This is a genomic window from Halomonas sp. H5 (assembly GCF_050613175.1).
GTDB lineage: Bacteria > Pseudomonadota > Gammaproteobacteria > Pseudomonadales > Halomonadaceae > Bisbaumannia > Bisbaumannia salifodinae.
This window is the reverse complement of the sequence record NZ_CP192510.1, coordinates 1,401,472-1,422,253: the sequence shown is the minus strand read 5'-3', so window position 1 is coordinate 1,422,253 and position 20,782 is coordinate 1,401,472. Positions and strand designations below refer to the sequence as shown.

The following is a 20,782-nucleotide window of genomic DNA, read 5'->3' as shown; positions in this document are numbered from 1 at the left end:
AGTGTCCGAGCACAAAAAGATGTCATGCCAGCCAACCGGCGTGGGGCACCTATTCATCTTAGCTGATTGAGTTATACATAGCGCTTTTCACCAGCAAGTCAGCTCCTGTTGGCAAAAAAAGCTGCGGTGTAACCTAGTATTACCATAGGTCTACGCCGGGGCTCCAGCCCGCCAGGGCCCTCTAGCCGAGGGCTCGTGCTCGCTTCAGGGTATCGCCAGGCGCCCCAGGCTAAGGCGCTCCTGGCCGCCCAGGTCGGTAAGGCTCGCCACCGCGGCATAGCCGGCGCTCTCCAGGGCCCGGCGCACCGCCGCCCCCTGGGCATAGCCGTGCTCCAGCAGCAGCCAGCCGCCGGGCTCGAGGTAGCCGCGGGCCGCGCTCACCAGATGCTGGAGATCGGCCAGGCCATCTTCATCGGCCACCAGGGCGCTGGCGGGCTCGAAGCGCACATCGCCCTGCCCCAGGTGGGGGTCATCGGCGGCGATATAGGGCGGGTTGGCGACGATCAGCGCGAAGCGCTCGGTGTCGTCCAGGACCGAGAACCAGTCGCTCTCGCGGAAATCGGCATTGGCGATACCGAGCCGCGCGGCGTTATGGCGCGCCAGGGCCACCGCCTCGGGAGCGAGGTCGAGGCCCAGCACCGCCCAGCCGGGACGTTCGCTGGCGAAGGCCAGGGCGATGGCGCCGGTGCCGGTGCCTAGGTCGAGCAGCCGCCCCCGGGGCGCCTCGGCCCGGACCAGGGCCGCCTCCACCAGGGTCTCGGTATCGGGGCGCGGAATCAGGGTCGCCGGCGAGGTGGCCAGGCGCAGTCCCCAGAACTCCCGTTCACCGGTCAGATAGGCCACCGGCCACCCCTGGGCGCGGGCCGCCACCAGGGCCTCGAACCGGGCCCATTCGAAGGTCGGCGCCTCCCGGTCCCCCCAGGTATAGAGCCAGGTCCGCTCTACCCCCAGCACATGGCAGAGCAGTACCTCGGCATCCAGGCGCGGGCTCGCCGAGCCGCTCTCGGCCAGGCGCCGGGCGGCGCGCGCCAGCAGGGCATCGAGGATCATCACGCCTCCTGCTGCAGGGCCGCCAGTTGCTCCGCCTGATGCTCCTGGAGCAGCGGCTCGATCACCTCATCGAGCTCGCCGGTCATCACCTCACCGAGCTTGTAGAGGGTCAGGTTGATGCGGTGGTCGGTGACCCGCCCCTGGGGGAAGTTGTAGGTGCGAATGCGCTCGCTGCGATCGCCGCTGCCCACCAGGGAGCGACGGGTATCGGCCTGCTGCTGGCGCTGGCTGTCCTGGGCGCTCTGCTTGAGGCGCGCGGCCAGCAGCGACATGGCCTTGGCCTTGTTCTTGTGCTGGCTGCGCTCCTCCTGGCACTCCACCACGACCCCGGAGGGCAGGTGGGTGATGCGTACCGCCGAGTCGGTGGTGTTGACGTGCTGGCCGCCGGCCCCGCTGGAGCGGTAGGTATCGATACGCAGCTCGGAAGAATTGATCTCCACGTCGCCCACGGCGTCCGCCTCGGGCATCACCGCCACGGTGCAGGCGGAGGTGTGGATACGCCCCTGGGACTCGGTGGCGGGCACCCGCTGCACCCGATGGGCGCCGGACTCGAACTTGAGGCGGGCATAGACGCCGTCACCCTTGACCCGCGAGATCAGCTCCTTGTAGCCGCCCTGCTCGCCATGGCTGGCGCTGACCACCTCGACCTTCCAGCCGTGCTTCTCGGCATAGCGGGAGTACATGCGGAACAGATCGCCGGCGAACAGCGCCGCCTCGTCGCCGCCGGTGCCGGCGCGCACCTCCAAGAAGACGCTGCGCCCGTCGTCCGGGTCCCTGGGAATCAGCAGCCGCTTGAGCTCGACCTCCAGGGCCTCCAGGCGGCTGCGCCCCTCGGCCTGCTCCAGCTCCGCCAGCTCGCGCATCTCGGCATCGCTATCGGAGAGCAGCGTCTCGGCGGCGGCGATATCCGCCTCGACGCCGACATAGTCTTGCCAGCAGGCCACCAGCGGTTCCAGCTCGGCATACTCCCGGGAGTAGTCGCGGAAGCGCGCCTGATCGGCGATTACCTCCGGCTCGGCGAGCAGGGCCGCGAGCTCTTCGAAACGCTCGGTAAAGGAGTCCAGGCGCTGGCGCAGTGTGGCTTTCATGAAGGGTCCTGTGGTTGCTTCAGGGATCCTGAGAGAGTAACAGGGTCTCGGCGGCGGCCAGCAGATCCTGGCGGCCGGCGCCGGAGGCCTCACGCAGCTTGAGCGTGGGGCCATGCATCAACTTGTTGGTGAGCTGGCGAGCCAGGCGCTTGACCACCGCCTCGGGGTCCTCGCCCCGGGCCAGTTGGGCCAAGGCCTGGGCCTCGGCGCTCTCGCGCAGCGCCTCGCCATGGCCCCGGTAACGCCGGATCAGCTCGCCGGCGCTGCGCACCCGGCGCTCGTGCAGCCAGGCGTCCACGCCATGCTCGATCAGGCTCTCCGCCTCGTCGGCGGCCACCTGACGATGGCGGCGATTCTCCTCGATCACCTCATGCAGGTCATCCACGGTATAGAGGAAGACATCGGCGAGCTCGCCCACCTGGGGCTCGATATCCCGGGGCACGGCGATATCCACCATAAAGACCGGGCGGTGGCGGCGCTGCCTGAGGGCCCGCTCGACCATGCCCTTGCCGAGGATCGGCAGCGGCGCCGCCGTGGAGGAGATCACCATGTCGGCGCGGATCAGCGCATCGGGGATCTCGTCGAGGCCGATCGCCTCGCCGTCGAAGGCATCGGCGACCCGGGCCGCCCGCTCCCGGGTACGGTTGGCGACCACCAGCCGCTTGACGCCGGCCTGGCGCAGGTGGCGGGCCACCAGCTCGATGGTCTCGCCGGCGCCGATCAACAGGGCCTCGGCCTTGGCGAAGTTATCGAAGATGCGACTCGCCAGGCTCACCGCCGCATAGGCCACCGACACCGGGTTCTCGCCGATGCCGGTCTCGGTGCGCACCTGCTTGGCGACGGCGAAGGTATGCTGGAAGAGCCGCTCCAGCTCGCCGCCCAGGCCACGATACTCCCGGGCCAGCTGGTAGGCCTCCTTGAGCTGGCCGAGGATCTGCGGCTCCCCCAGCACCATGGAGTCGAGGCCGGCGGCCACCCGCATCAGGTGTCGCGCCGCCTCGCCATCCAGGTAGTGGTAGGCACAGTGCCCCAGGTCCGACACCGCCAGCCCATGAAAGCGCCCCAGCCAGTCGAGGATCGCCTGCTCGCCACTGGCCTCGGCCACACAATAGAGTTCGGTGCGATTGCAGGTGGAGAGCACCGCCGCCTCGCGCACCTCAGGCAGGGTACGCAGCTCCGCCAGGGCCTGTTCCAGCTGGGCGGGCGTAAAGGCAACCTGCTCGCGCACCTCGACCGCGGCGGTCTTGTGATTGATTCCGAGTGCCAGGAGGGTCATGCGATCTGCGTCTTCGCTCAGGAGTCCGGGAGTCGATCGCGTCGCGAACCGCCAGGGCCGCGTCGCCAAGAGATCATTATCGCCGGAGAACACCGGCGACCAAAGCTGGCGCATTCTACCACAGCCGCCAAAGCGCGGCGCCCCCACTGCGGGGACCAAGATAGCCCTATTGCCACCCCCTCCTCAGCCGTTATGCTGAGGCCAGGTTCCACGGAATGAGCTCACCATGCCCCCACGCCTGTTGCCACCCCTGTTGCTCAGCGCTCTGCTCGCCGCCTGCCAGGGGACGCCTTTCGCCCCGCCCGGGCCCCCGCTGGAGGACCCGCTGGCCTCCGCTCCACCGGTGGCCCATGGCCTGGACGCCGCGGGTCTGGCCACCCTGCTGACGGCGGAGCTGGCCGGCCAGCGCGGCGACTATCGCCGCGCCACCGAGGGCTACCTGAGCGCCGCCGAGCGCTATGGCGACCCCGCCCTGGTAGAGCGGGCCGCCCTGGCGGCCCGCTTCAGCGAGGACACGGCACTACTGGAAGAAGCGGCACGCCGCTGGCAGGAGCGGGCGCCCGAGGCGGAGGGGCCCCAGCGGCTGCTGGCCAGCCTGGCCCTGCAACGAGGCGACTGGGAGGGCGCCCTGGCGGCGCGCCTGGCCCTGAGCACTCAGGGCGGTCAGGGGGACCTGGCCGGCTTCGCCGAGCTGGCCATCGAGGAGGATGCCTATCTGCCCCCCCTGAGGGAACGGCTACGAGGCTTTCTCGACGAGCTCCCCGCCGGCCACCCGCGACATCATGACGCGGCCCTGGCCACCGCCCTGCTGGAAGCCGCCAGCGGCGAGCGACTGGCCGCCGAGGCCCGCCTGGCGCGCCTCGCCGAGGCGCGCCCCGATGACCCGGCCCTGTGGCTGATTCGCGCCCAGCTGGCCCTGGAGGCCCATGATGGCACCGCGGCACGCCGCGCGGCACGCCGCGGCCTCAGCCTGGCCCCGGACGATAGCCGCTTCACCCTGGCGCTGGCCCAGGCGGAGCTGCAACTGGGCAATGTGGCGGCCGCCGAGGCCCAGACCGAGACCCTGCTGGCCTATCATGACGAGCATCAGGAGCTGCGCCTGGCCCTGGCCCGCCTCTATCTGGAGCATGACGCCCCGGCCCCGGCCCGGCGCCTGCTGCTGCCGTTGATCGACGCCGACGACACCCCTCCGGTGACCTACCTGCTGCTGGGCGGTATCGCCGCCGCCGATGGCGAAGTGGACAACGCCCTGCTCTATTATCGCCAGGTGCCCCCGGGTGACGCCTTCCTGGCGGCCCGCCTGCAGGCGGTGCGGCTGCTCGACGAGGCGGGCCGCTTCGATGAGGCCCACGCGCTGCTCGCCGAGGAGCGCCGACGCCACCCGGGCCAGTCCAGCCAGCTCACCAGCCTGGAAGTGGAGCTGCTCGACGAGCGCGGCCAGAGCAGTGAGGCGGATGCCCTGCTGGAGCGGATCCTGGCGGGGACGCCCGGGGACGCCGAGCTGCGCTACCTGCGCGCCATGCGCGCCTACCAGGCCGGCGACGTCGCCACCCTGGAGGCCGACCTGCGCGAGGTATTGCGCCGCGACCCGGACAATGCCCTGGCCCTGAATGCCCTGGGCTACACCTTCGCCGACGAGAATCGCCGCCTCGACGAGGCCCTCGAGCTGATCGAGCGGGCCCACGAGCTGGAGCCCGACAATCCGGCCATCCTCGACAGCCTGGGCTGGGCCCACTATCGCCTGGGCGACCCCGACACCGCCCTGCCTTATCTGGAGCGCGCCTATGCGGGGATGCCGGACCAGGAGGTCGCCGCCCACCTGATCGAGGTGCTCTGGGCCCTGGGGCACCACGACGAGGCCCGTGCCCTGCTCCAGGAAGCCCTGGAACGCTTCGCGACGCGCCCGCGGATCGACGACCTGCTGCGACGCCAACCCTCACTGCTTGACGGGGACACCCCATGACTCGACTGTTCGCCCCCCTGCTGGTGCTGGCCCTGCTGGCCGGCTGCGCCGCCCGCCCTCCCGTCGATGAAGCCCCCGCCGAGCGCGGCCCCTGGGCCGACCAGGCCGCGGCCGTCGAGGCCCTCGAGACCTGGGAACTGATCGCCCGGGTCGGCCTGCGCACCCCGGACGAGGCCACCAGCGCCAACCTCGACTGGCGCCAGACCCCCTTCCACTATCGCCTGCTGCTCAGCGGCCCCTTCGGCAGCGGTCGCAGCACCCTGGAGGGTCGCGAGGGGCGAGTCTCCCTGACCACCCCCGAGGGACGCTTCGAGGCCGAGAGTCCCGAGGCCCTGCTCCAGGAGCAACTGGGCTGGAGCCTGCCGGTCTCGTCCCTGGATCACTGGGTACGCGGCCTGCCCGCCGCCGGCACCCATGAGCTGGAGCGCGATGCCCAGGGCTACCCGCGGCGCCTGCGCCAGGCCGGCTGGGAGATCGACTACCGCGACTGGACCTGGGCCCAGGGGCTATGGCTGCCGCGCCGCCTGGTGATGACCTATGACAGCCTCCGGGTCACCCTGGTGGTCAACGAATGGCGCCCGGAGGTGGCCCGGTGACCGCGACGCTGCGTCTGCCGGCCCCGGCCAAGCTCAACCGCCTGCTGCATATCACCGGGCGCCGCGCCGACGGCTACCATGAGCTGCAGACCCTGTTCCAGTTCCTCGACCACGGCGACACCCTGACCCTCTCGCCCCGCGACGACGGCGAGCTGCGCCTGACCCCGGCCCTGCCCGGCGTCGCCGCCGAGGACAACCTGATCCTGCGCGCCGCGCGGATGCTTCGGGACGAGACCGGCTGTCGACGGGGAGCCGATATCCACCTGGAGAAGCGCCTGCCGATGGGCGGCGGCCTGGGGGGCGGCAGCTCGGATGCCGCCACCGCCCTGCTGGGCCTCAACGAACTCTGGGGCCTGGACCTGCCCCGGGAGCGACTCGCCGAGCTGGGCCTGCGACTGGGCGCCGATGTGCCGGTCTTCGTCCACGGTCACGCCGCCTGGGCGGAGGGCATCGGCGAACGCCTCACCCCGGTGGAGCTCGACACGCCCTGGTTCGTGGTCATTCACCCCGGCGTCTCGGTGGCCACCCCGGCGGTCTTCCAGGCCCCTCGATTGACACGCCACACCCCCCCCATTACCATGGCGCGCGCCCTGCAGGAGGGGCCGGGGCACTGGCGCAACGACTGCGAGACCACGGTTCGCGAGCTCTATCCGCCGGTCGCCGAGGCGCTGGATTGGCTGGGCCGACTCGCCCCCACCCGGCTCACCGGCACCGGGGCCTGCCTCTTCGCCTGGTTGACGAACGAGGCGGATGCGGATAGCATTCTGCGCCGACTTGGCCGCCACGACTGGCAGGGCTTCAAGGCGCGGGGATGCAATCGATCGCCTCTCCATACGGTGTTGGAAGAGCGAGCGACACCGACGCCCTGACCCGGGTCGACGGTGGGCCGATCGGCAAGATTGCTGGGGTATAGCCAAGCGGTAAGGCAGCGGTTTTTGGTATCGCCATGCGCAGGTTCGAATCCTGCTACCCCAGCCACTTCTTCCCGCCCGACTGCTCGATAAGCTCCTCATCCCTGACGAGATCCCCCAGACTCCCAAAGGTGCCGCGCGTGTCTAAATTGATGGTTTTCACCGGGAACGCCAATCCCGAACTCGCCCGTAAGATTGCCGAGGGCCTGGACAACCGGCTCGGTCATGCCACGGTCGGCCAGTTCAGCGATGGCGAAATCGCGGTCGAGATCAATGAGAACGTGCGCGGCAAGGACGTCTTTATCCTGCAGTCCACCTGCGCCCCCACCAACGACAACCTGATGGAACTGATCCTGATGGTGGACGCGCTGCGCCGCGCCTCCGCCCACCGGATCACCGCCGTGGTGCCCTACTTCGGCTACGCCCGTCAGGATCGCCGGGTGCGCTCCGCCCGGGTCCCGATCTCCGCCAAGGTGGTCGCCGACATGATGGTCAAGGCCGGCGTCGACCGGGTGATGACCATGGACCTGCACGCGGATCAGATTCAGGGCTTCTTCGACGTGCCGGTGGACAACGTCTACGGCTCGCCGATCCTGCTCGACGATATCGAGCGCCAGAATTACGATGACCTGGTGGTGGTCTCCCCCGACGTGGGCGGCGTGGTCCGCGCCCGGGCCATCGCCAAGCAATTGAATGCCGATCTCGCCATCATCGACAAGCGTCGCCCCCAGGCCAACCAGGCCCAGGTGATGCACATCATCGGCGAGATCGAAGGCCGCACCTGCGTGGTGGTGGACGACATGATCGATACCGCCGGCACCCTGTGCAAGGCCGGCGAGGCCCTCAAGGATCACGGCGCCCGCCGCGTGGTGGCCTACGCCACCCACCCGATCCTCTCCGGCCCCGCCGTCGACAACATCACCGGTTCGGTGCTCGACGAGGTGGTGGTCACCGACACCATCCCCCTCTCCGAGACCGCCCGTCGCAGCGGCAAGATTCGCCAGCTGAGCGTGGCCGGGCTGATCGCCGAGGCGATCCGCCGGGTCAGCAACGAAGAATCCGTTAGCGCCATGTTCCACTGAGAACGCGGCGCCGGTAGCCCGCCCGGCTCCGCCGGGCCCTTGGAAAGCGTTATCGCCTGGTCGCGGGGATAACGCTTTCTCGATCCAACCCATGAGGTTTTCCAAATGTCCGAATTCACTTTGACTGCCAGCGTTCGTAACGACCTGGGGAAAGGTGCGAGCCGCCGCCTGCGTCGTGCGAACCTCGAGGTGCCCGCCATCATCTACGGTGGTGAAGCGGCGCCCCAGGCGATCTCCGTCGAGAAGTCCGCCTTCTACAAGGCCATCGAGGACGAGGCCTTCTTCGCCTCCGTGATCACCCTCGACGTGGCCGGCCAAAAGGAGACCGTGGTGGTGCGTGACCTGCAGCGTCACCCCTTCAAGCCGCTGGTCACCCACGCCGACTTCCTGCGCGTCGACGCCACCCATGCCATCACCATCAAGGTGCCGCTGCACGTGATCGGCGAAGAGCAGAGCAAGGCCATCAAGGAACAGGGCGGCGAGCTGCACGTCCTGGCCAACGAAGTGGAAGTGAGCTGCCTGCCCAAGGACCTGCCCGACTTCCTGGAAATCGACGTCACCGAGACCGAGATCGGCCAGATCCTGCACCTCTCCGACCTCACCCTGCCGGCCGGCGTGACCCTGGTCGAGCTGAGCCACGGCGCCGACCACGACCAGGCCCTGGTCAGCCTGACCAAGCCCAAGGTGCGTGGCGGTGACGAGGCCGAAGGCGAAGAAGGCGGCGAAGAGAGCGCCGAGTAAGTCGCTCGCCGGGAGGTGGCTCTCACCTCCCTCGCCTGTTCGATCAAGCGCCCCGCGGGGCGCTTGATCGTTTTGTGGAGATGCGATCATGCCCCAGATCAAGGCGATCATCGGACTCGGCAACCCCGGCCCCGACTACGAGGCGACCCGGCATAACGCCGGCGCCTGGCTGGTCCAGGCCCTGGCCCGCCGCGCCCACACCGAGCTGCGCCCGGAGAAGAAGTTCCTGGGCCATTACGCCAAGGTGCGCCTGGACGGCCACGAGGTTCACCTGCTCGAGCCCACCACCTTTATGAACCGCAGCGGCGGCGCCGTAGCGGCGCTGTGCAATTTCTACAAGCTTGTCCCGGACGAGCTGCTGGTGGCCCATGACGAGCTGGATATCGCCCCCGGCACCGCCCGCTACAAGAGCGGCGGCGGCCACGGTGGCCACAACGGCCTGCGCGATATCATCAGCGCCCTGGGCAACGACAAGGCCTTCCACCGGCTGCGCATCGGCATCGGTCACCCGGGCAACGCCAAGCAGGTGGTCAACTATGTGCTGGGACGCCCCGGCAAGGCCGAGCTGGCGGCCATCGAGGCCGCCCTGGACGAGATCCAGGCCACCCTCCCCGACGCCCTGGCCGGCGACTGGGCCCGGGCCATGAATCGGCTGCATGGCTTTACCGCGCAAAGCGCCTAGCTGGAAGCTGGAAGCTGGAAGCTGGAAGCTGGAAAACACCATGGCTCCACCAACACTGGGGGTAAGGTTTTTCTTCAAGCTTCCAGCCGCGAAGCAGCGCTCTTCCAGCTTATAGCTGATCCTTGCCCCATCTCGTACAATGGCGCCAACTTTCCCCGCCCCTCGGCACAGCATTCTCAGGAACAGACTATGGGTTTTAACTGCGGTATCGTCGGCCTGCCCAATGTGGGCAAGTCCACCCTCTTCAATGCGCTGACCAAGTCCGGCATCGACGCCGAGAACTTCCCGTTCTGCACCATCGAGCCCAATGTCGGTATCGTGCCGATGCCCGATCCGCGCCTCGACAAGCTGGCCGAGATCGTCAAGCCTCAGAAGGTGCTACCCACCACCATGGAGTTCGTGGATATCGCCGGCCTGGTCGCGGGCGCCTCCAAGGGCGAGGGCCTGGGCAACCAGTTCCTGGCCAATATCCGCGAGACCCAGGCCATCGCCCATGTGGTGCGTTGCTTCGATAACGACAACGTGATCCACGTCGCCAACCAGGTGGATCCCGCCAGCGACATCGAGACCATCAACCTGGAGCTGGCCCTGGCCGACCTGGACACCGTGGAGCGAGCCATCCAGCGCCTGGTGCGGGTCGCCAAGGGCGGCGACAAGGAGGCCATCGCCACCAAGGCGATCCTCGAGCGTATCCAGCCCCACCTGGCCGAGGGCCAGCCGCTGCGCAGTTTCGGCCTCGACGAGGACGAGAAGAAGGCGCTCAAGAGCTTCGGCTTCCTGACGCTGAAGCCCACCATGTATATCGCCAACGTCAACGAGGACGGCTTCGAGGCCAACCCCTACCGGGACGTGGTCCAGGCCATCGCCGCCGAGGAAGGCGCCGTGGTGGTGCCGGTATGCAACCAGATCGAGGCGGAGATCGCCGAGCTGGACGACGAGGAGCGGGCCATGTTCCTCGACGAGATGGGCATGGAGGAGCCGGGCCTGGATCGGGTGATCCGCGCCGGCTACGAGCTGCTCGGCCTGCAGACCTACTTCACCGCCGGGGTCAAGGAAGTGCGCGCCTGGACCGTCAAGGTGGGTGCCACCGCCCCCGAGGCCGCCGGGGTGATCCACACCGACTTCCAGAAGGGCTTTATCCGCGCCGAGGTGATTGGCTATGACGACTACGTCGGCCTGGGCGGCGAGCAGGGTGCCAAGGATGCCGGCAAGTGGCGCCTGGAGGGCAAGGAATATGTCGTCAAGGACGGCGATGTGATCCACTTCCGCTTTAATGTGTAAGGTAAAAAAGTGTTGACGTATCAGGCCCTTGTTGGGTAGGATACGCGCCGTTGGCTACGTAGCTCAGCTGGTTAGAGCACATCACTCATAATGATGGGGTCCCCTGTTCGAATCAGGGCGTAGCCACCAAAGACACGAAAAAACACCCGCCTGGTTCGCCAGGCGGGTGTTTTCGTTTGGGCGTCAATCGACGTCACACCAGGCCGGGGTCCCCCCCGGCCAAGGCTTATACCAGCTCGGGGCGGTTGATAAAGCCGCTCAGCACCCGGATCAGCTGATCGGCGTCGCGCACGCCGCAGGTCTCGCGGATCGAGTGCATGCCCCACTGGGGCACCCCCACGTCCAGGGTCGGCACGCCGAGTTCGGTGGCGGTGATCGGGCCGATGGTGCTGCCGCAGCCCATATCGGCGCGGGTCACGAAGGTCTGCACCGGCACTCCCGCCACCTGGCAGAGATCGCGGAACATGGCCGCGGTGGCGCTGTTGGTGGCATAGCGCTGGTTGGCATTGACCTTGATCACCGGCCCGCCATTGATGGCCGGACCATGGCCGGCGTCGTGCTTGTCGGCGAAGTTGGGGTGCAGCGCATGGGCGTTGTCGCAGGAGATCATCCTGGAGGCCTGGATCAGGCGAATAAAGCCCTCATCGCCTCCCTGCCCCAGTTGCGCATTGACTCGCCGCAGCACGTCTTCCAGGAAGGGTCCCTGGGCGCCACAGGCGCTGGCGCTGCCCACCTCTTCGTGATCATTGGCCACCAGCACGGCGCCCTGCTCGCCGTCGGAGGCCAGCAGCGCCTCCAGGCCGATAAAGCAGGAGAGCAGGTTATCCAGGCGGGCGCTGGCGATCAGCTCGCCTTCCACGCCGACCCGGGCCGGCGGCTGGGTATCGTAGAGGGCCAGCTCGAAGTCGAGCAGGGTCACCCCCTCCAGGCCATGCTGTTCATAGAGCCAGCGCTTGATCAGCGCCTCGAAGTCCGCCGCCTCGCCGCCCTGCAGCAGCACCGGCGCCATCTCGGTCTGGGGATTGATGGTGCGGCCATTGTTGGCCTCGCGATCCAGGTGGATGGCCAGGCTGGGCACCATGGCCACGGGGCGCGGCACGTTGAGCAGTACCCCCTGGATGCGCCCGTCGTCACGGCGCAGATGCACCCGTCCGGCCAGGCCCAGGTCGCGGTCGAACCAGGGCGCCAGCAGCGCCCCGCCATAGACCTCGACGCCGAGTTGCAGCCAGCCGTGAGCGACCTTGGCGGCATTGGGCTTGAGCCGCAGGCCGGGGCTGTCGGTATGCGCACCGATCATGCGCAGGTCGTGCAGCGGTCCCCGGGGCAGTTGCAGGGCGATGATCGAGGAGTCGTTGCGGGTCACATAGACCTTCTCTCCCGGGCTCAGTTGCCAGCCGGCCGTCTCATCCAGGCGACGGTAGCCGGCCTGCTCCAGGCGCTGTGCCATATTGGTGACCGCATGCCAGGGAGTCGGGGAACGCTGCAGGAAGTTCAGCAGGCGCTCGAGGGTGGGAAGGTGGGGCATGGGGATCCTCGCAGAAGGGTCTGTGTCTGGCGACAAGGGCTGCTACAATGCCGTTTCGGCCGATGCAACCCTACGGCCGCATGCGTGTCTTCTAAGGATGGGAAGTGTACATGAATTCGGGAGTGCTTCATTGATGAGCCTGACTGCCGCCCTACGGCGTTTGACGGTCCTGGCGCTGACCCTGGCATTCAGCGCCTCGACCCTCGCCACCCCAGAACCCTCCGATGCTCAGCGGCAGGCCGCCGCCGAGGTCGCCGAATCGCTACGCTACAGTCATTACGCCGACGTGAGCCTGGGCAACCAGTGGTCCCGCCAGGCCTTCCAGCGCTTCCTCGATATCCTCGACTCCCAGCGCGCCTACCTGCTGGAGAGCGACGTCGCCGAGTTTCGCCATCTCGAGGCGAGCATGGACGATGTGCTCTATGACGGCGAACTGGAAGCCATCTATGCCCTCTACGAGCGCTATCAGGAGCGCCTGGAGCACCGCCTGGAGTGGATCCTGGCACGCCTCGACGAGGGTCTCGACTTCACCTTCGAGAGCGATGATCGCCTGGAAATCGACCGCGACGAGGCCCCCTGGGCCCAGAGCGAGACGGAACTCGACGAGCTATGGCGCAAGCGCCTCAAGAACGCCGCCCTGACCCAGCTGCTGGCCGGCCAGGACGAGGAGCAGATGCACGACAACCTGCGCCAGCGCTACGAAGGGCAGCTCAATCGCATCCGTCAGACCAACGGCGATGACGTCTTCGGCCTCCTGATGGCGGCGGTGACCGGCACCATCGATCCCCATACCGAATACTTCTCGCCGCGCCAGGGTGAGTCCTTCGATATCCAGATGCGCCTCTCCCTGGAAGGCATCGGTGCCCTGCTGCAGGCCGAGGGCGAGTACGTCAAGGTCTCCAGCCTGGTGCCCGGTGGCCCCGCCGACAAGTCCGGCCAGTTGGCTCCGGCGGATCGCATCATCGCCGTGGGCCAGGGCGATGACGACGACGGCGAGATGATCAATGTGGTGGGCATGCGCCTGGATGAGGTGGTGGACATGATCCGCGGCCCCAAGGGCTCGGTGGTGCGTCTCGACGTGGTGCCGGCCCAGGCGGTGGACATGACCCGCTCGCGGATCATCGAGATCACCCGCGACACCGTGACCCTGGAGGATCAGGCCGCCAGTCGCGAGATCATCGAGCTGAGCCGCGATGGCGAGCCCCACCGCATCGGCGTGATCAGGATTCCCACCTTCTACGTGGACTTCGATGCCTGGCAGGCCGGCGAAGAAGACTACCGCAGTACCACCCGCGACGTGGCCCGCCTGGTGCAGGAGCTCAAGGAAGAGGACGTCGACGGCATCGTGCTGGACCTGCGCAACAACGGCGGCGGGGCCCTGCACGAGGCCAACTCCCTGATCGGCCTGTTTATCGATCGAGGCCCCACGGTGCAGGTGCGCGACGCCCGCGGCCGTATCAGCCTCTATGGCGACACCGAGAGCGGCAGCCTCTATGACGGCCCCCTGGCGGTGCTGGTCAACCGCCTCTCCGCTTCCGCCTCGGAGATCTTCGCCGGCGCCATCCAGGACTACGGCCGCGGCCTGGTACTCGGTAACCGCACCTTCGGCAAGGGCACGGTGCAGACCCTCAACGACCTGAGCCATGGCCAGATCAAGCTGACCCGGGCCAAGTTCTACCGTATCTCCGGCGAGAGCACCCAGCACCGTGGTGTGGATCCCGATATCCTCTTCCCCAGCCTGATCGACCCGGAGGTGATCGGCGAGAGCAGCCTCGACAATGCCCTGACCTGGGATCGGGTGCGCGCCGTCCAGTACCGCAACTACGGCGAGCCCTGGCGCTTCATCGAGGCGCTGCGCGCCGGCCACCGCGAACGCATCGACGAGCACCCCAACTTTATCTACCTGCAGAATCAGGCGGAGCTGGCCCGGGAGTTGCGCGAGCATCAGACCAGCGTCAGCCTCAACCGGGAACGGCGTCAGCAGGAGCTGGAGGCCCAGGAGGCCCGCCAACTGGCCCTGGAGAATGCCCGCCGCGAGGCCCTGGGCCTGGATCTGCTGGAGGACTGGGTGGATGTCCGGGGCGGCGAGGAGGAAGAGGAGGAGGACACCCCGGTGGATCGCGCCGAGGTGGAGGAGTCCGCCGAGATCCTGCTCGATTACGCCCTGCTGACGACCCGGGGCGGCGAGGCCCGACTAAGCCATAACGACCACTGAAAGGCTCCCCCTCAGAACGCATGGGCCCCGGCAACCGCCGGGGCCCATGCGTTCTGGACCATAAGAAAACGCCCCCTACGACGCATCTGGCGAGGGCCCAGTAAAGGAGAATAAATCTCAATAGATAATATTATTGATTATCATTTGCCTGTTGTCCTACCATGGCTCCCCGCCGAGTCGCCGGGAAACCTGCTTCCTGACGACCTGGCGCCCGACTCCCACGAGAGACAAGGAGCCAGTGATGCCACACCCGTTCGTCTTCGTCGCCCATGTGGTCACGGAAGTCCTCAACGAGGGCTTCCTGCCCGCGGCACGAGCACTGGGACTCGACCCGGTGATCGTCACCGACCTGCCCGGCGATCACCGCCGACACTTCGCCCAGGAGGGCCTTCCCGCCTATCCGGGGGCGATACTCGGCTGTGATGTCTTCAGCCCCATCGCCATTCTCGAAACACTCCAGGAGGCCGGCATCACGCCGCGGGCGGTGTTCTCCCACAGCGACCACCTGCAGGCCGCCACGGCCCTGGTAGCGGAGTACTACGGCCTGCCGGGCAAGGACTGGCGGGTATGCTTCGCGGCCAAGAACAAGGCGGCCATGCGCCAGCGCCTCGATGAACTGGCCCTATCTCCCTGCTGGCACCGCCTGGTGACGACGCCCGAGGAGCTCACCGAGATCCTGGCGGACTGTCCGCTGCCCTGCGTGGTCAAGCCCCGCGAAGGGGTGGCCAGCCTCGACGTCAGCCGGGTCGACAGCCGCGAAGCCTTGATCGCCTGCTGCGAAGGCCTGTGGCAACGCCATTCCGGGTTGGCGCTCTTGATCGAAGAATACCTGGAGGGGGAGCTCTACACCCTGGAGACCCTCGGCGACGGCCAGCGCTTCGAGGTCCTCGGCGGCTTCCGGGTCGAGCTGTCGCCGCCCCCGCACTTCATCGAGCTGGCCGCCCATTGGGGACTCGATCTGGACCAGGCGGTGATCGACGACGTCGTCGATCAGATCCGCCGCTTCGGCATCGGCTTCGGCTCCTGCCACAGCGAGTTCGTGCTGACCCCGACGGGCCCACGGCTGATCGAGATCAACTACCGCACCATCGGTGACGGCCGCGAATTCCTCCTCGATGAAACCCTGGGAATCGAGCTGCTGAGCACCATCCTGCGCCTGCATCTGGGCGAGCCCCTGCCCGGGTTCGATATCGCCCGCAAGGGGCTGCATATCGAGTACGTCAAGGCCACCCGCTCCGGTCAGCTGGTACAAATGCCCGAGGCGTTCCGCCAGCGCTGGGAGGACGGCTTCGTCGACTTCCATCCGTTGCGTCGGGTCGGCGAGCGGCTGACCTTGAGCCACTCCAACAAGGATTATCTCGGCGTACTGCGCGCCGCCGGTGACTGCACCCTGCGGCTCAAGGAGCGCGTGACCACGGCCCTGGACTCGCTGACCTGGGAGGTTCGGCCATGACCCTCGCCGCCAGCGCGATGATCGAGACCGACGACCGGCGCTACGTGCTGGCGCGCGTGGTGGATGCCCTGCTTCGCGAGGACGTCCAGGGCATCACGCACCAGGCTCGGGTTCTGACGGAAGCGCCGGTGGCGCTGTCCCGGCTGGGCACCGGCCCCCTCTCACCGGGCCCCTGGCTGGAGATCCCGACGCTGGCCTCGGGCACCCTCTGGCTGCCGGTAACGCCGGAACGCTTCATGCAGTCCTGGCGCTATCGTCACGCCCCCGTCGTGGTGGCCGACACGCCGGACAAGGCCCCGAGGGAACTGCAGGAGGCGGCGAGCCTGATCGCCTGGCTCGGCGAAGGCCTGGCGCCGGAGGCGCGCGACTACTACACCGCCTTCGCCGACGAATGCCATCAGGCCGAGATCCACCGGCTCGCCTGCCGCCAGGCGCGGGACGACTACTTCGCCCGCTGCACGGCCGCTCTCCTTCCCACCGAGTGGTCGGCCCGCTTCGCCCACTACGACCGCCTGGCCGCCTTCCAGGACCACCCCTATTACCCCACCGCCCGGGCCAAGCTGGGCTTCGATGTGGCCGCGCTCGAGCGCTTCGCCCCCGAGTTCCAGCCACGCTTCATGCTGCGCTGGCTGGCGGTACCCAGGACACGCTTCCACCTCAGCGATACGGTCCTGCCCGACTGGTGGCCGACCCCCGCACGGGTGGGACTCGATGCCCGGCTGGCGCGGGATCATCAGCTGCTGCCCGTGCACCCCTTCCTGTGGGCGTCGGGGCTCGACGCCATGCTCGAGGAGGCGGGGCTGGCCGAGCGCGTGATCAAGGCGCCCCTGGCGGACATCGAGGTTCAACCCACCCTCTCGGTGCGCAGCCTGATGCTCACCGAGCACCCCGACACCCATATCAAGCTGCCGCTGACCATCCGCACCCTGGGCAGCCGCAATATCCGCACCATCAAGCCCAGCACCATCGGCGACGGCCACCGGATCCAGTGCCTGCTCGGCGCCATCGCCGCGCAGGATCCGCTGCTCTCCGACCGCCTGCTGCTCACCGACGAACACCAGGGCGCCCATGTCGCGGACCAACCCTTCCTCGGCTTTATCCTGCGCCGCTATCCCGCGGCGGTCGAGGACGCCACCCTGGTCTCGGTGGCGGGGCTGGTCGCGCCCAGCCCCCATGCCACCGAGAAGAGCGCCGGCAGCCTCTACGAGGAACTGGCCGAGCGTTTCTTCGGCGGCGATGTCCGCGGCTTCCTGCGGGCCTACCTGCGGCTGACCTTCGATATCCACCTGCCCCTGTGGCTGCGTTATGGGGTGGCGCTGGAAGCCAACCAGCAGAACTCGATGCTGCTGCTGAAGGACGGCGAAGCGATGCGCCTACTGCTCAAGGACAACGACGCGCCCCGCCTGGAGCGGGCCAGGCTCGCGGCCCGCTGGCCGGCACTGTATCGCCTGGTGGCGGGACTCGAGGACCCGCGCATCTGGAGCGAGTCGCCCCAGGCCCTCGAGCAGATGTTCGTCACCATCACCCTGCAGCTCAATGTCGCCCCGCTGATCGAGCATATGGCCGCGAACGGCCACGGCGGCCGGGACGAACTCTATGGCGAGGCGCGCCGGGCCATGGCCGAGAGCCTGGCCGCCATGCCGGAGGAAGACGCCTCGCCCGTGACACGGCTGCTGGAAAGGGACTTCCTCGATGCCAAGTACCTGCTCACCGCCGGTACCCTGGCCAGCAAGGCGAGCACCGGGGCCAGGGACATCAACAAGTTCTACGGCAGGACGGCGCCGAACTTCCTCAAGCCAGGCATGGGGGACGAAGCAAGCGCCGACGGCGTCGCGGCGCCCGTGGACACCCGGCTCGAGGCGACGCCATGATCCGCAACGAGCGGCGGCGGGTCGGGGGCGTCATGCTGTGCCATTTCGTGGCGTCCCTGGCGGCGCTGGGCATGCCGCCCTTCTTCGCCATCCTGCTGAGCGAGGAATTCGGTTCCTCGCAGCTTCACCTGGTCGGCTGGTTCTATGTGCTGCCCACGGTGTTCTCCGCCCTGGCGGCGCCCTGGTGGGGTCGCTTCGCCGACCGCTTCGGCGCCCGGCGCTCCCTGATCCGCGCCCAGCTCGGCCTGGCCCTGGGCTTCCTGCTGGCGAGCCAGGCCGGCTCGGTGGGAGGCTTCGCCCTGGCACTGGTCGTGCAGGGATTGCTCGGCGGCACCTTCGCCGCTTCCAATACCTGGCTCGCCGGCGAGCTCGAGGGCGAGCGCCTGGCCCGGGCACTCACCGCCATGCAGGCCTCGGCGCGGGCCGCCCTGGTCATTGCACCGATCCTGTTCGGCGCCCTGATCGGCACGCTATCGCCGCTGACCCTGTACGCCTGGCTCGCCCTGCTGCCGCTGGCGGCGGCGGCCATGGTGGCCACCTTTCCGGCCCGGGGAACGCCCCCCGAGAGGGTCGGCAACACGGCCTCCACGGACGGGAAAATGCGCCGCGCGTCGGAGAGCGGCGAGAGGGTACATCCCGGGCTGCTGCTGTGGCTGCAATTCGGCTTCTCCTTCGCCTGCGTGATCACCTATCCCTACCTTATCGCCGACCTCCAGGAGCGCTTCGCCGGGCTGTCCACGGTCACGCTCGCCGCCCTCTTCAGCCTGCCTCACCTGGTGTATCTCGCCCTCTCCGGCCCACTGGGCAAGGCGCTGGCAGGCTACGATCCGCGGCGCCTCCTGATCCTCGCCTTCGCCGCCATGGCGCTCGCCTGCGGGGCACAGTACGTCCTCCCGGGCGGCGACTGGCAGGCCCAGGCCGGCATCTGGCTGGCACGCTTGGCGATGGGCCTGGCCATGACCACCGCCTTCGTCGCGCTTCATCGGCTGATGAGCGGCGCGAGCCGCCAGCGGCCCGGGCGCCTGTTCGGGCGCCTCGACGCCGCCGCCAAGTGGGCCGGCGTCGCGGCCGGTCTCGGCGCCGGCCTCCTGGCCTCGCGCTTCGGCCTGGCCAGCCCCCTGCTGGCCTCGGCCTGGGTGCTGGCCGCCCTCGGGCTGAGCCTGGCCCCCAGGCTCGCTACGCTTCTTCCATCCCCTTCGCAAAGGACGCGAACATGACCCTGAGTTCCTCCGCCGCCCTGCAGAGGGCGTTCAAGATCCGGGACAGGCTCGACCAGGCCGGTACCCACTCGATCCGGGCGCTGCTCAATGCCTATTGCCGCGAGGTCGCCGCGCCGGCCGGCGACCTCGTCTGGGACAGCCCCTTCGGCGCCCGCGCCTGGCCACAGGCGATCCATCAGCACCGGCGCCTCAGGGGCGGCCATGTGCTCCAGGTCTCGCTGCCGCTCAGTGGCCAGTGGCTGCTGATCGCGGTCGAGCGCCCCTCGATCACCCTCAACCACGCCTACCGCTCCGAGCCCTTCGGCGCCGGCTTCGGCAAGCCCTGGCAGGCGCTGGACTGGCAACGCCTGGCGCGGATGCTACTCGACGAACTGGCCCTGCGCTTCGATCAGCCATTCAACGACGAATTGCTGGCCCAGATCGGCAACAGCGTCGAACTGATGGGTGAGTTCATCGCCGGTGCCGGTACCGACGACTGGGGCCAGGGCGAGGCCGCCTACCTGCGCTCGGAGCAGTCGCTGACCTTCGGCCACGCCTTCCACCCCACCCCCAAGAGTCGCGAAGGGGTCGCGCTCGACGCCATCCGACGCTACTCCCCGGAGCTCGGCGCGGCCTTCCCGCTGCACTACTTCGCCGTGGCGGCAGGCGATCTCGCCCAGGCCTCGCATCTCGACGAGGACGCCTACACCCAGCTGGAGCGCCAGCTCCCGGACCTGCCCTTGCCTCCCGGTTACCGGGCGCTGCCGGTGCATCCCTGGCAGGTCGAGCATATTCGCGGCCTGGCGGTGGTGCGCCAGGCCCTCGACGGCGGCCGCCTGCTCGACCTGGGGCCGGCCGGCGATCCCTGGTATCCCACGGCCTCGGTACGCACCCTTTTCCAGCCCGGCCGCGACCGCTTCCTGAAGTGTTCGTTGCATGTGCGCCTGACCAACTGCGTGCGCAAGAACGCCTGGTACGAACTCGAGAGCGCCGTCGCCGTGAGCCGCCTGCTCGGCGAGGAAGCCCGCGCCCTGGGCGAGACCTTCCCGACGCTGACGCTGATGGCCGAGCCCGGTTTCGTCACCGCCGACTTCCGCGACCAGCCGTGGGAGGCCCGCGTCGCCCTGCGGGAGGCCTTCGGCCTGATCCTGCGCCAGACCCCGGCCTGGGGCGAGGACGAGACGCCCGTGCTGGCCGCGGCGCTGTTTGCCGAGTCCCCCGCGGGGGACTCGCCACTGGAGCGCGAGGTCATGCGCCTGGCCCGCCACCGGGGCCTGTCGCGGGAGGAGGCGGCGCTGTGCTGGTTCGAGGCCTACCTCGAGCACCTGGTCCCCCCCATGCTGTTCGCCCTGTGCCGGCTCGGCGTGGTCTTCGAGCCGCACCTGCAGAACGTCGTGGTGGGGCTGCGCCACGGCCTGCCCAGCCACATCTATATCCGCGACCTGGAAGGCACCAAGCTGCTGCCCGAGCAGTGGCCCGACGAACGCCTGACGAGCCTCACCGAACGCGCCAGGGCCTCGGTCCGCTACCCCGAGGCATTGGGGGTCAAGCGTATCGGCTACTGCCTGCTGATCAACAACCTCGCCCAGGCGGTGTTCTTCCTGGCACGCGACGATGCCGAGCTAGAACCCCGGCTATGGCAGTGCCTCGGCGCGAGCCTGACACGCTACCAACGGCACCACGGCAACGCCTTCTCGGCGCGACTGATCGATCGCCTGCTCGAGGGCGAGCCCTGGCCGAACAAGACCAACCTGCTGAATCGGGTGCTCAAGCGAGCCGACCGCGCCTCGGAGTACGTACCGCTGGCCAGCCCCTTCGCTCAACCACTCGACACCCAGTGACCCAGGAA

16 protein-coding genes and 2 tRNA genes are annotated in these 20,782 nt (G+C 68.5%); 14 read left to right on the top strand and 4 right to left on the bottom strand.

Features of this window, described 5'->3' with window-relative positions; all coding sequences use genetic code 11:
* Positions 1-204 precede the first annotated feature (204 nt).
* The 3 genes from prmC to hemA are packed head-to-tail and all read right to left on the bottom strand — an operon-like array spanning position 205 to position 3,414.
* The gene (prmC, locus tag ACQ1W9_RS06500) at positions 205-1,050 is read right to left on the bottom strand and encodes a peptide chain release factor N(5)-glutamine methyltransferase (RefSeq protein WP_431025866.1); all 846 of its coding nucleotides are present in this window, start codon (positions 1,048-1,050) and stop codon (positions 205-207) included.
* Positions 1,050-2,138, bottom strand: a complete 1,089-nt coding sequence (gene prfA / locus ACQ1W9_RS06495; protein ID WP_346063381.1) for a peptide chain release factor 1 — start codon at positions 2,136-2,138, stop codon at positions 1,050-1,052. The genes prmC and prfA overlap by 1 nt, the downstream gene beginning before the upstream one ends.
* Before the next feature lie 19 nt (positions 2,139-2,157).
* On the bottom strand, positions 2,158-3,414 hold the full coding sequence (gene hemA / locus ACQ1W9_RS06490; RefSeq protein ID WP_431025865.1) for a glutamyl-tRNA reductase: 1,257 nt from the start codon (positions 3,412-3,414) through the stop codon (positions 2,158-2,160).
* A 226-nt stretch (positions 3,415-3,640) separates the two neighbouring features.
* Here hemA and ACQ1W9_RS06485 point away from each other — a divergent pair, with 226 nt between their 5' ends.
* The 9 genes from ACQ1W9_RS06485 to ACQ1W9_RS06445 all read left to right on the top strand — a co-directional run bounded on the left by ACQ1W9_RS06485 (position 3,641) and on the right by ACQ1W9_RS06445 (position 10,799).
* Complete coding sequence (locus tag ACQ1W9_RS06485; RefSeq protein ID WP_431025864.1) at positions 3,641-5,377, top strand: tetratricopeptide repeat protein; 1,737 nt, start codon at positions 3,641-3,643, stop codon at positions 5,375-5,377.
* Entirely contained in the window at positions 5,374-5,973 is a 600-nt protein-coding gene (gene lolB / locus ACQ1W9_RS06480) for a lipoprotein insertase outer membrane protein LolB (RefSeq protein WP_431025863.1), read from the top strand. The genes ACQ1W9_RS06485 and lolB overlap by 4 nt, the downstream gene beginning before the upstream one ends.
* Positions 5,949-6,842 (top strand): 4-(cytidine 5'-diphospho)-2-C-methyl-D-erythritol kinase, encoded by an 894-nt coding sequence (ispE, locus tag ACQ1W9_RS06475; protein WP_431025862.1) that lies wholly within the window; start codon positions 5,949-5,951, stop codon positions 6,840-6,842. Before lolB ends, ispE begins: the two co-directional genes overlap by 25 nt.
* A gap of 34 nt (positions 6,843-6,876) precedes the next feature.
* Positions 6,877-6,951, top strand: a tRNA-Gln gene (locus ACQ1W9_RS06470).
* Positions 6,952-7,024: 73 nt separating this feature from the next.
* Positions 7,025-7,966 (top strand): ribose-phosphate pyrophosphokinase, encoded by a 942-nt coding sequence (locus ACQ1W9_RS06465; RefSeq protein ID WP_355660804.1) that lies wholly within the window; start codon positions 7,025-7,027, stop codon positions 7,964-7,966.
* A gap of 105 nt (positions 7,967-8,071) precedes the next feature.
* On the top strand, positions 8,072-8,707 hold the full coding sequence (locus ACQ1W9_RS06460) for a 50S ribosomal protein L25/general stress protein Ctc (protein ID WP_431025861.1): 636 nt from the start codon (positions 8,072-8,074) through the stop codon (positions 8,705-8,707).
* Between the two features lie 88 nt (positions 8,708-8,795).
* The gene (gene pth, locus ACQ1W9_RS06455) at positions 8,796-9,389 is read left to right on the top strand and encodes an aminoacyl-tRNA hydrolase (RefSeq protein ID WP_431025860.1); all 594 of its coding nucleotides are present in this window, start codon (positions 8,796-8,798) and stop codon (positions 9,387-9,389) included.
* Positions 9,390-9,578: 189 nt separating this feature from the next.
* Positions 9,579-10,670, top strand: a complete 1,092-nt coding sequence (gene ychF, locus ACQ1W9_RS06450) for a redox-regulated ATPase YchF (RefSeq protein ID WP_431025859.1) — start codon at positions 9,579-9,581, stop codon at positions 10,668-10,670.
* Positions 10,671-10,722: 52 nt separating this feature from the next.
* Positions 10,723-10,799 (top strand) — tRNA-Met (locus ACQ1W9_RS06445).
* A gap of 97 nt (positions 10,800-10,896) precedes the next feature.
* On the opposite strand, the gene ACQ1W9_RS06440 is transcribed toward ACQ1W9_RS06445, so the two are convergent.
* Complete coding sequence (locus tag ACQ1W9_RS06440; RefSeq protein WP_431025858.1) at positions 10,897-12,195, bottom strand: M18 family aminopeptidase; 1,299 nt, start codon at positions 12,193-12,195, stop codon at positions 10,897-10,899.
* Between the two features lie 133 nt (positions 12,196-12,328).
* Between ACQ1W9_RS06440 and ACQ1W9_RS06435 the strand changes: the two genes are divergently transcribed.
* The 5 genes from ACQ1W9_RS06435 (at position 12,329) to ACQ1W9_RS06415 (ending at position 20,774) form a co-directional block, all read left to right on the top strand.
* Complete coding sequence (locus tag ACQ1W9_RS06435) at positions 12,329-14,410, top strand: carboxy terminal-processing peptidase (RefSeq protein WP_431025857.1); 2,082 nt, start codon at positions 12,329-12,331, stop codon at positions 14,408-14,410.
* Between the two features lie 241 nt (positions 14,411-14,651).
* A complete protein-coding gene (locus ACQ1W9_RS06430) occupies positions 14,652-15,863 on the top strand; it encodes an ATP-grasp domain-containing protein (protein ID WP_431025856.1) in 1,212 nt (403 codons plus the stop codon).
* Positions 15,860-17,734 carry an IucA/IucC family protein gene (locus ACQ1W9_RS06425; protein WP_431025855.1) on the top strand — a complete coding sequence of 625 codons (1,875 nt, stop codon included), beginning with the start codon at positions 15,860-15,862 and terminating at the stop codon, positions 17,732-17,734. Before ACQ1W9_RS06430 ends, ACQ1W9_RS06425 begins: the two co-directional genes overlap by 4 nt.
* A complete protein-coding gene (locus ACQ1W9_RS06420) occupies positions 17,731-18,951 on the top strand; it encodes an MFS transporter (protein WP_431025854.1) in 1,221 nt (406 codons plus the stop codon). The genes ACQ1W9_RS06425 and ACQ1W9_RS06420 overlap by 4 nt, the downstream gene beginning before the upstream one ends.
* A complete protein-coding gene (locus tag ACQ1W9_RS06415; protein ID WP_431025853.1) occupies positions 18,948-20,774 on the top strand; it encodes an IucA/IucC family protein in 1,827 nt (608 codons plus the stop codon). Before ACQ1W9_RS06420 ends, ACQ1W9_RS06415 begins: the two co-directional genes overlap by 4 nt.
* Positions 20,775-20,782 lie beyond the last annotated feature (8 nt).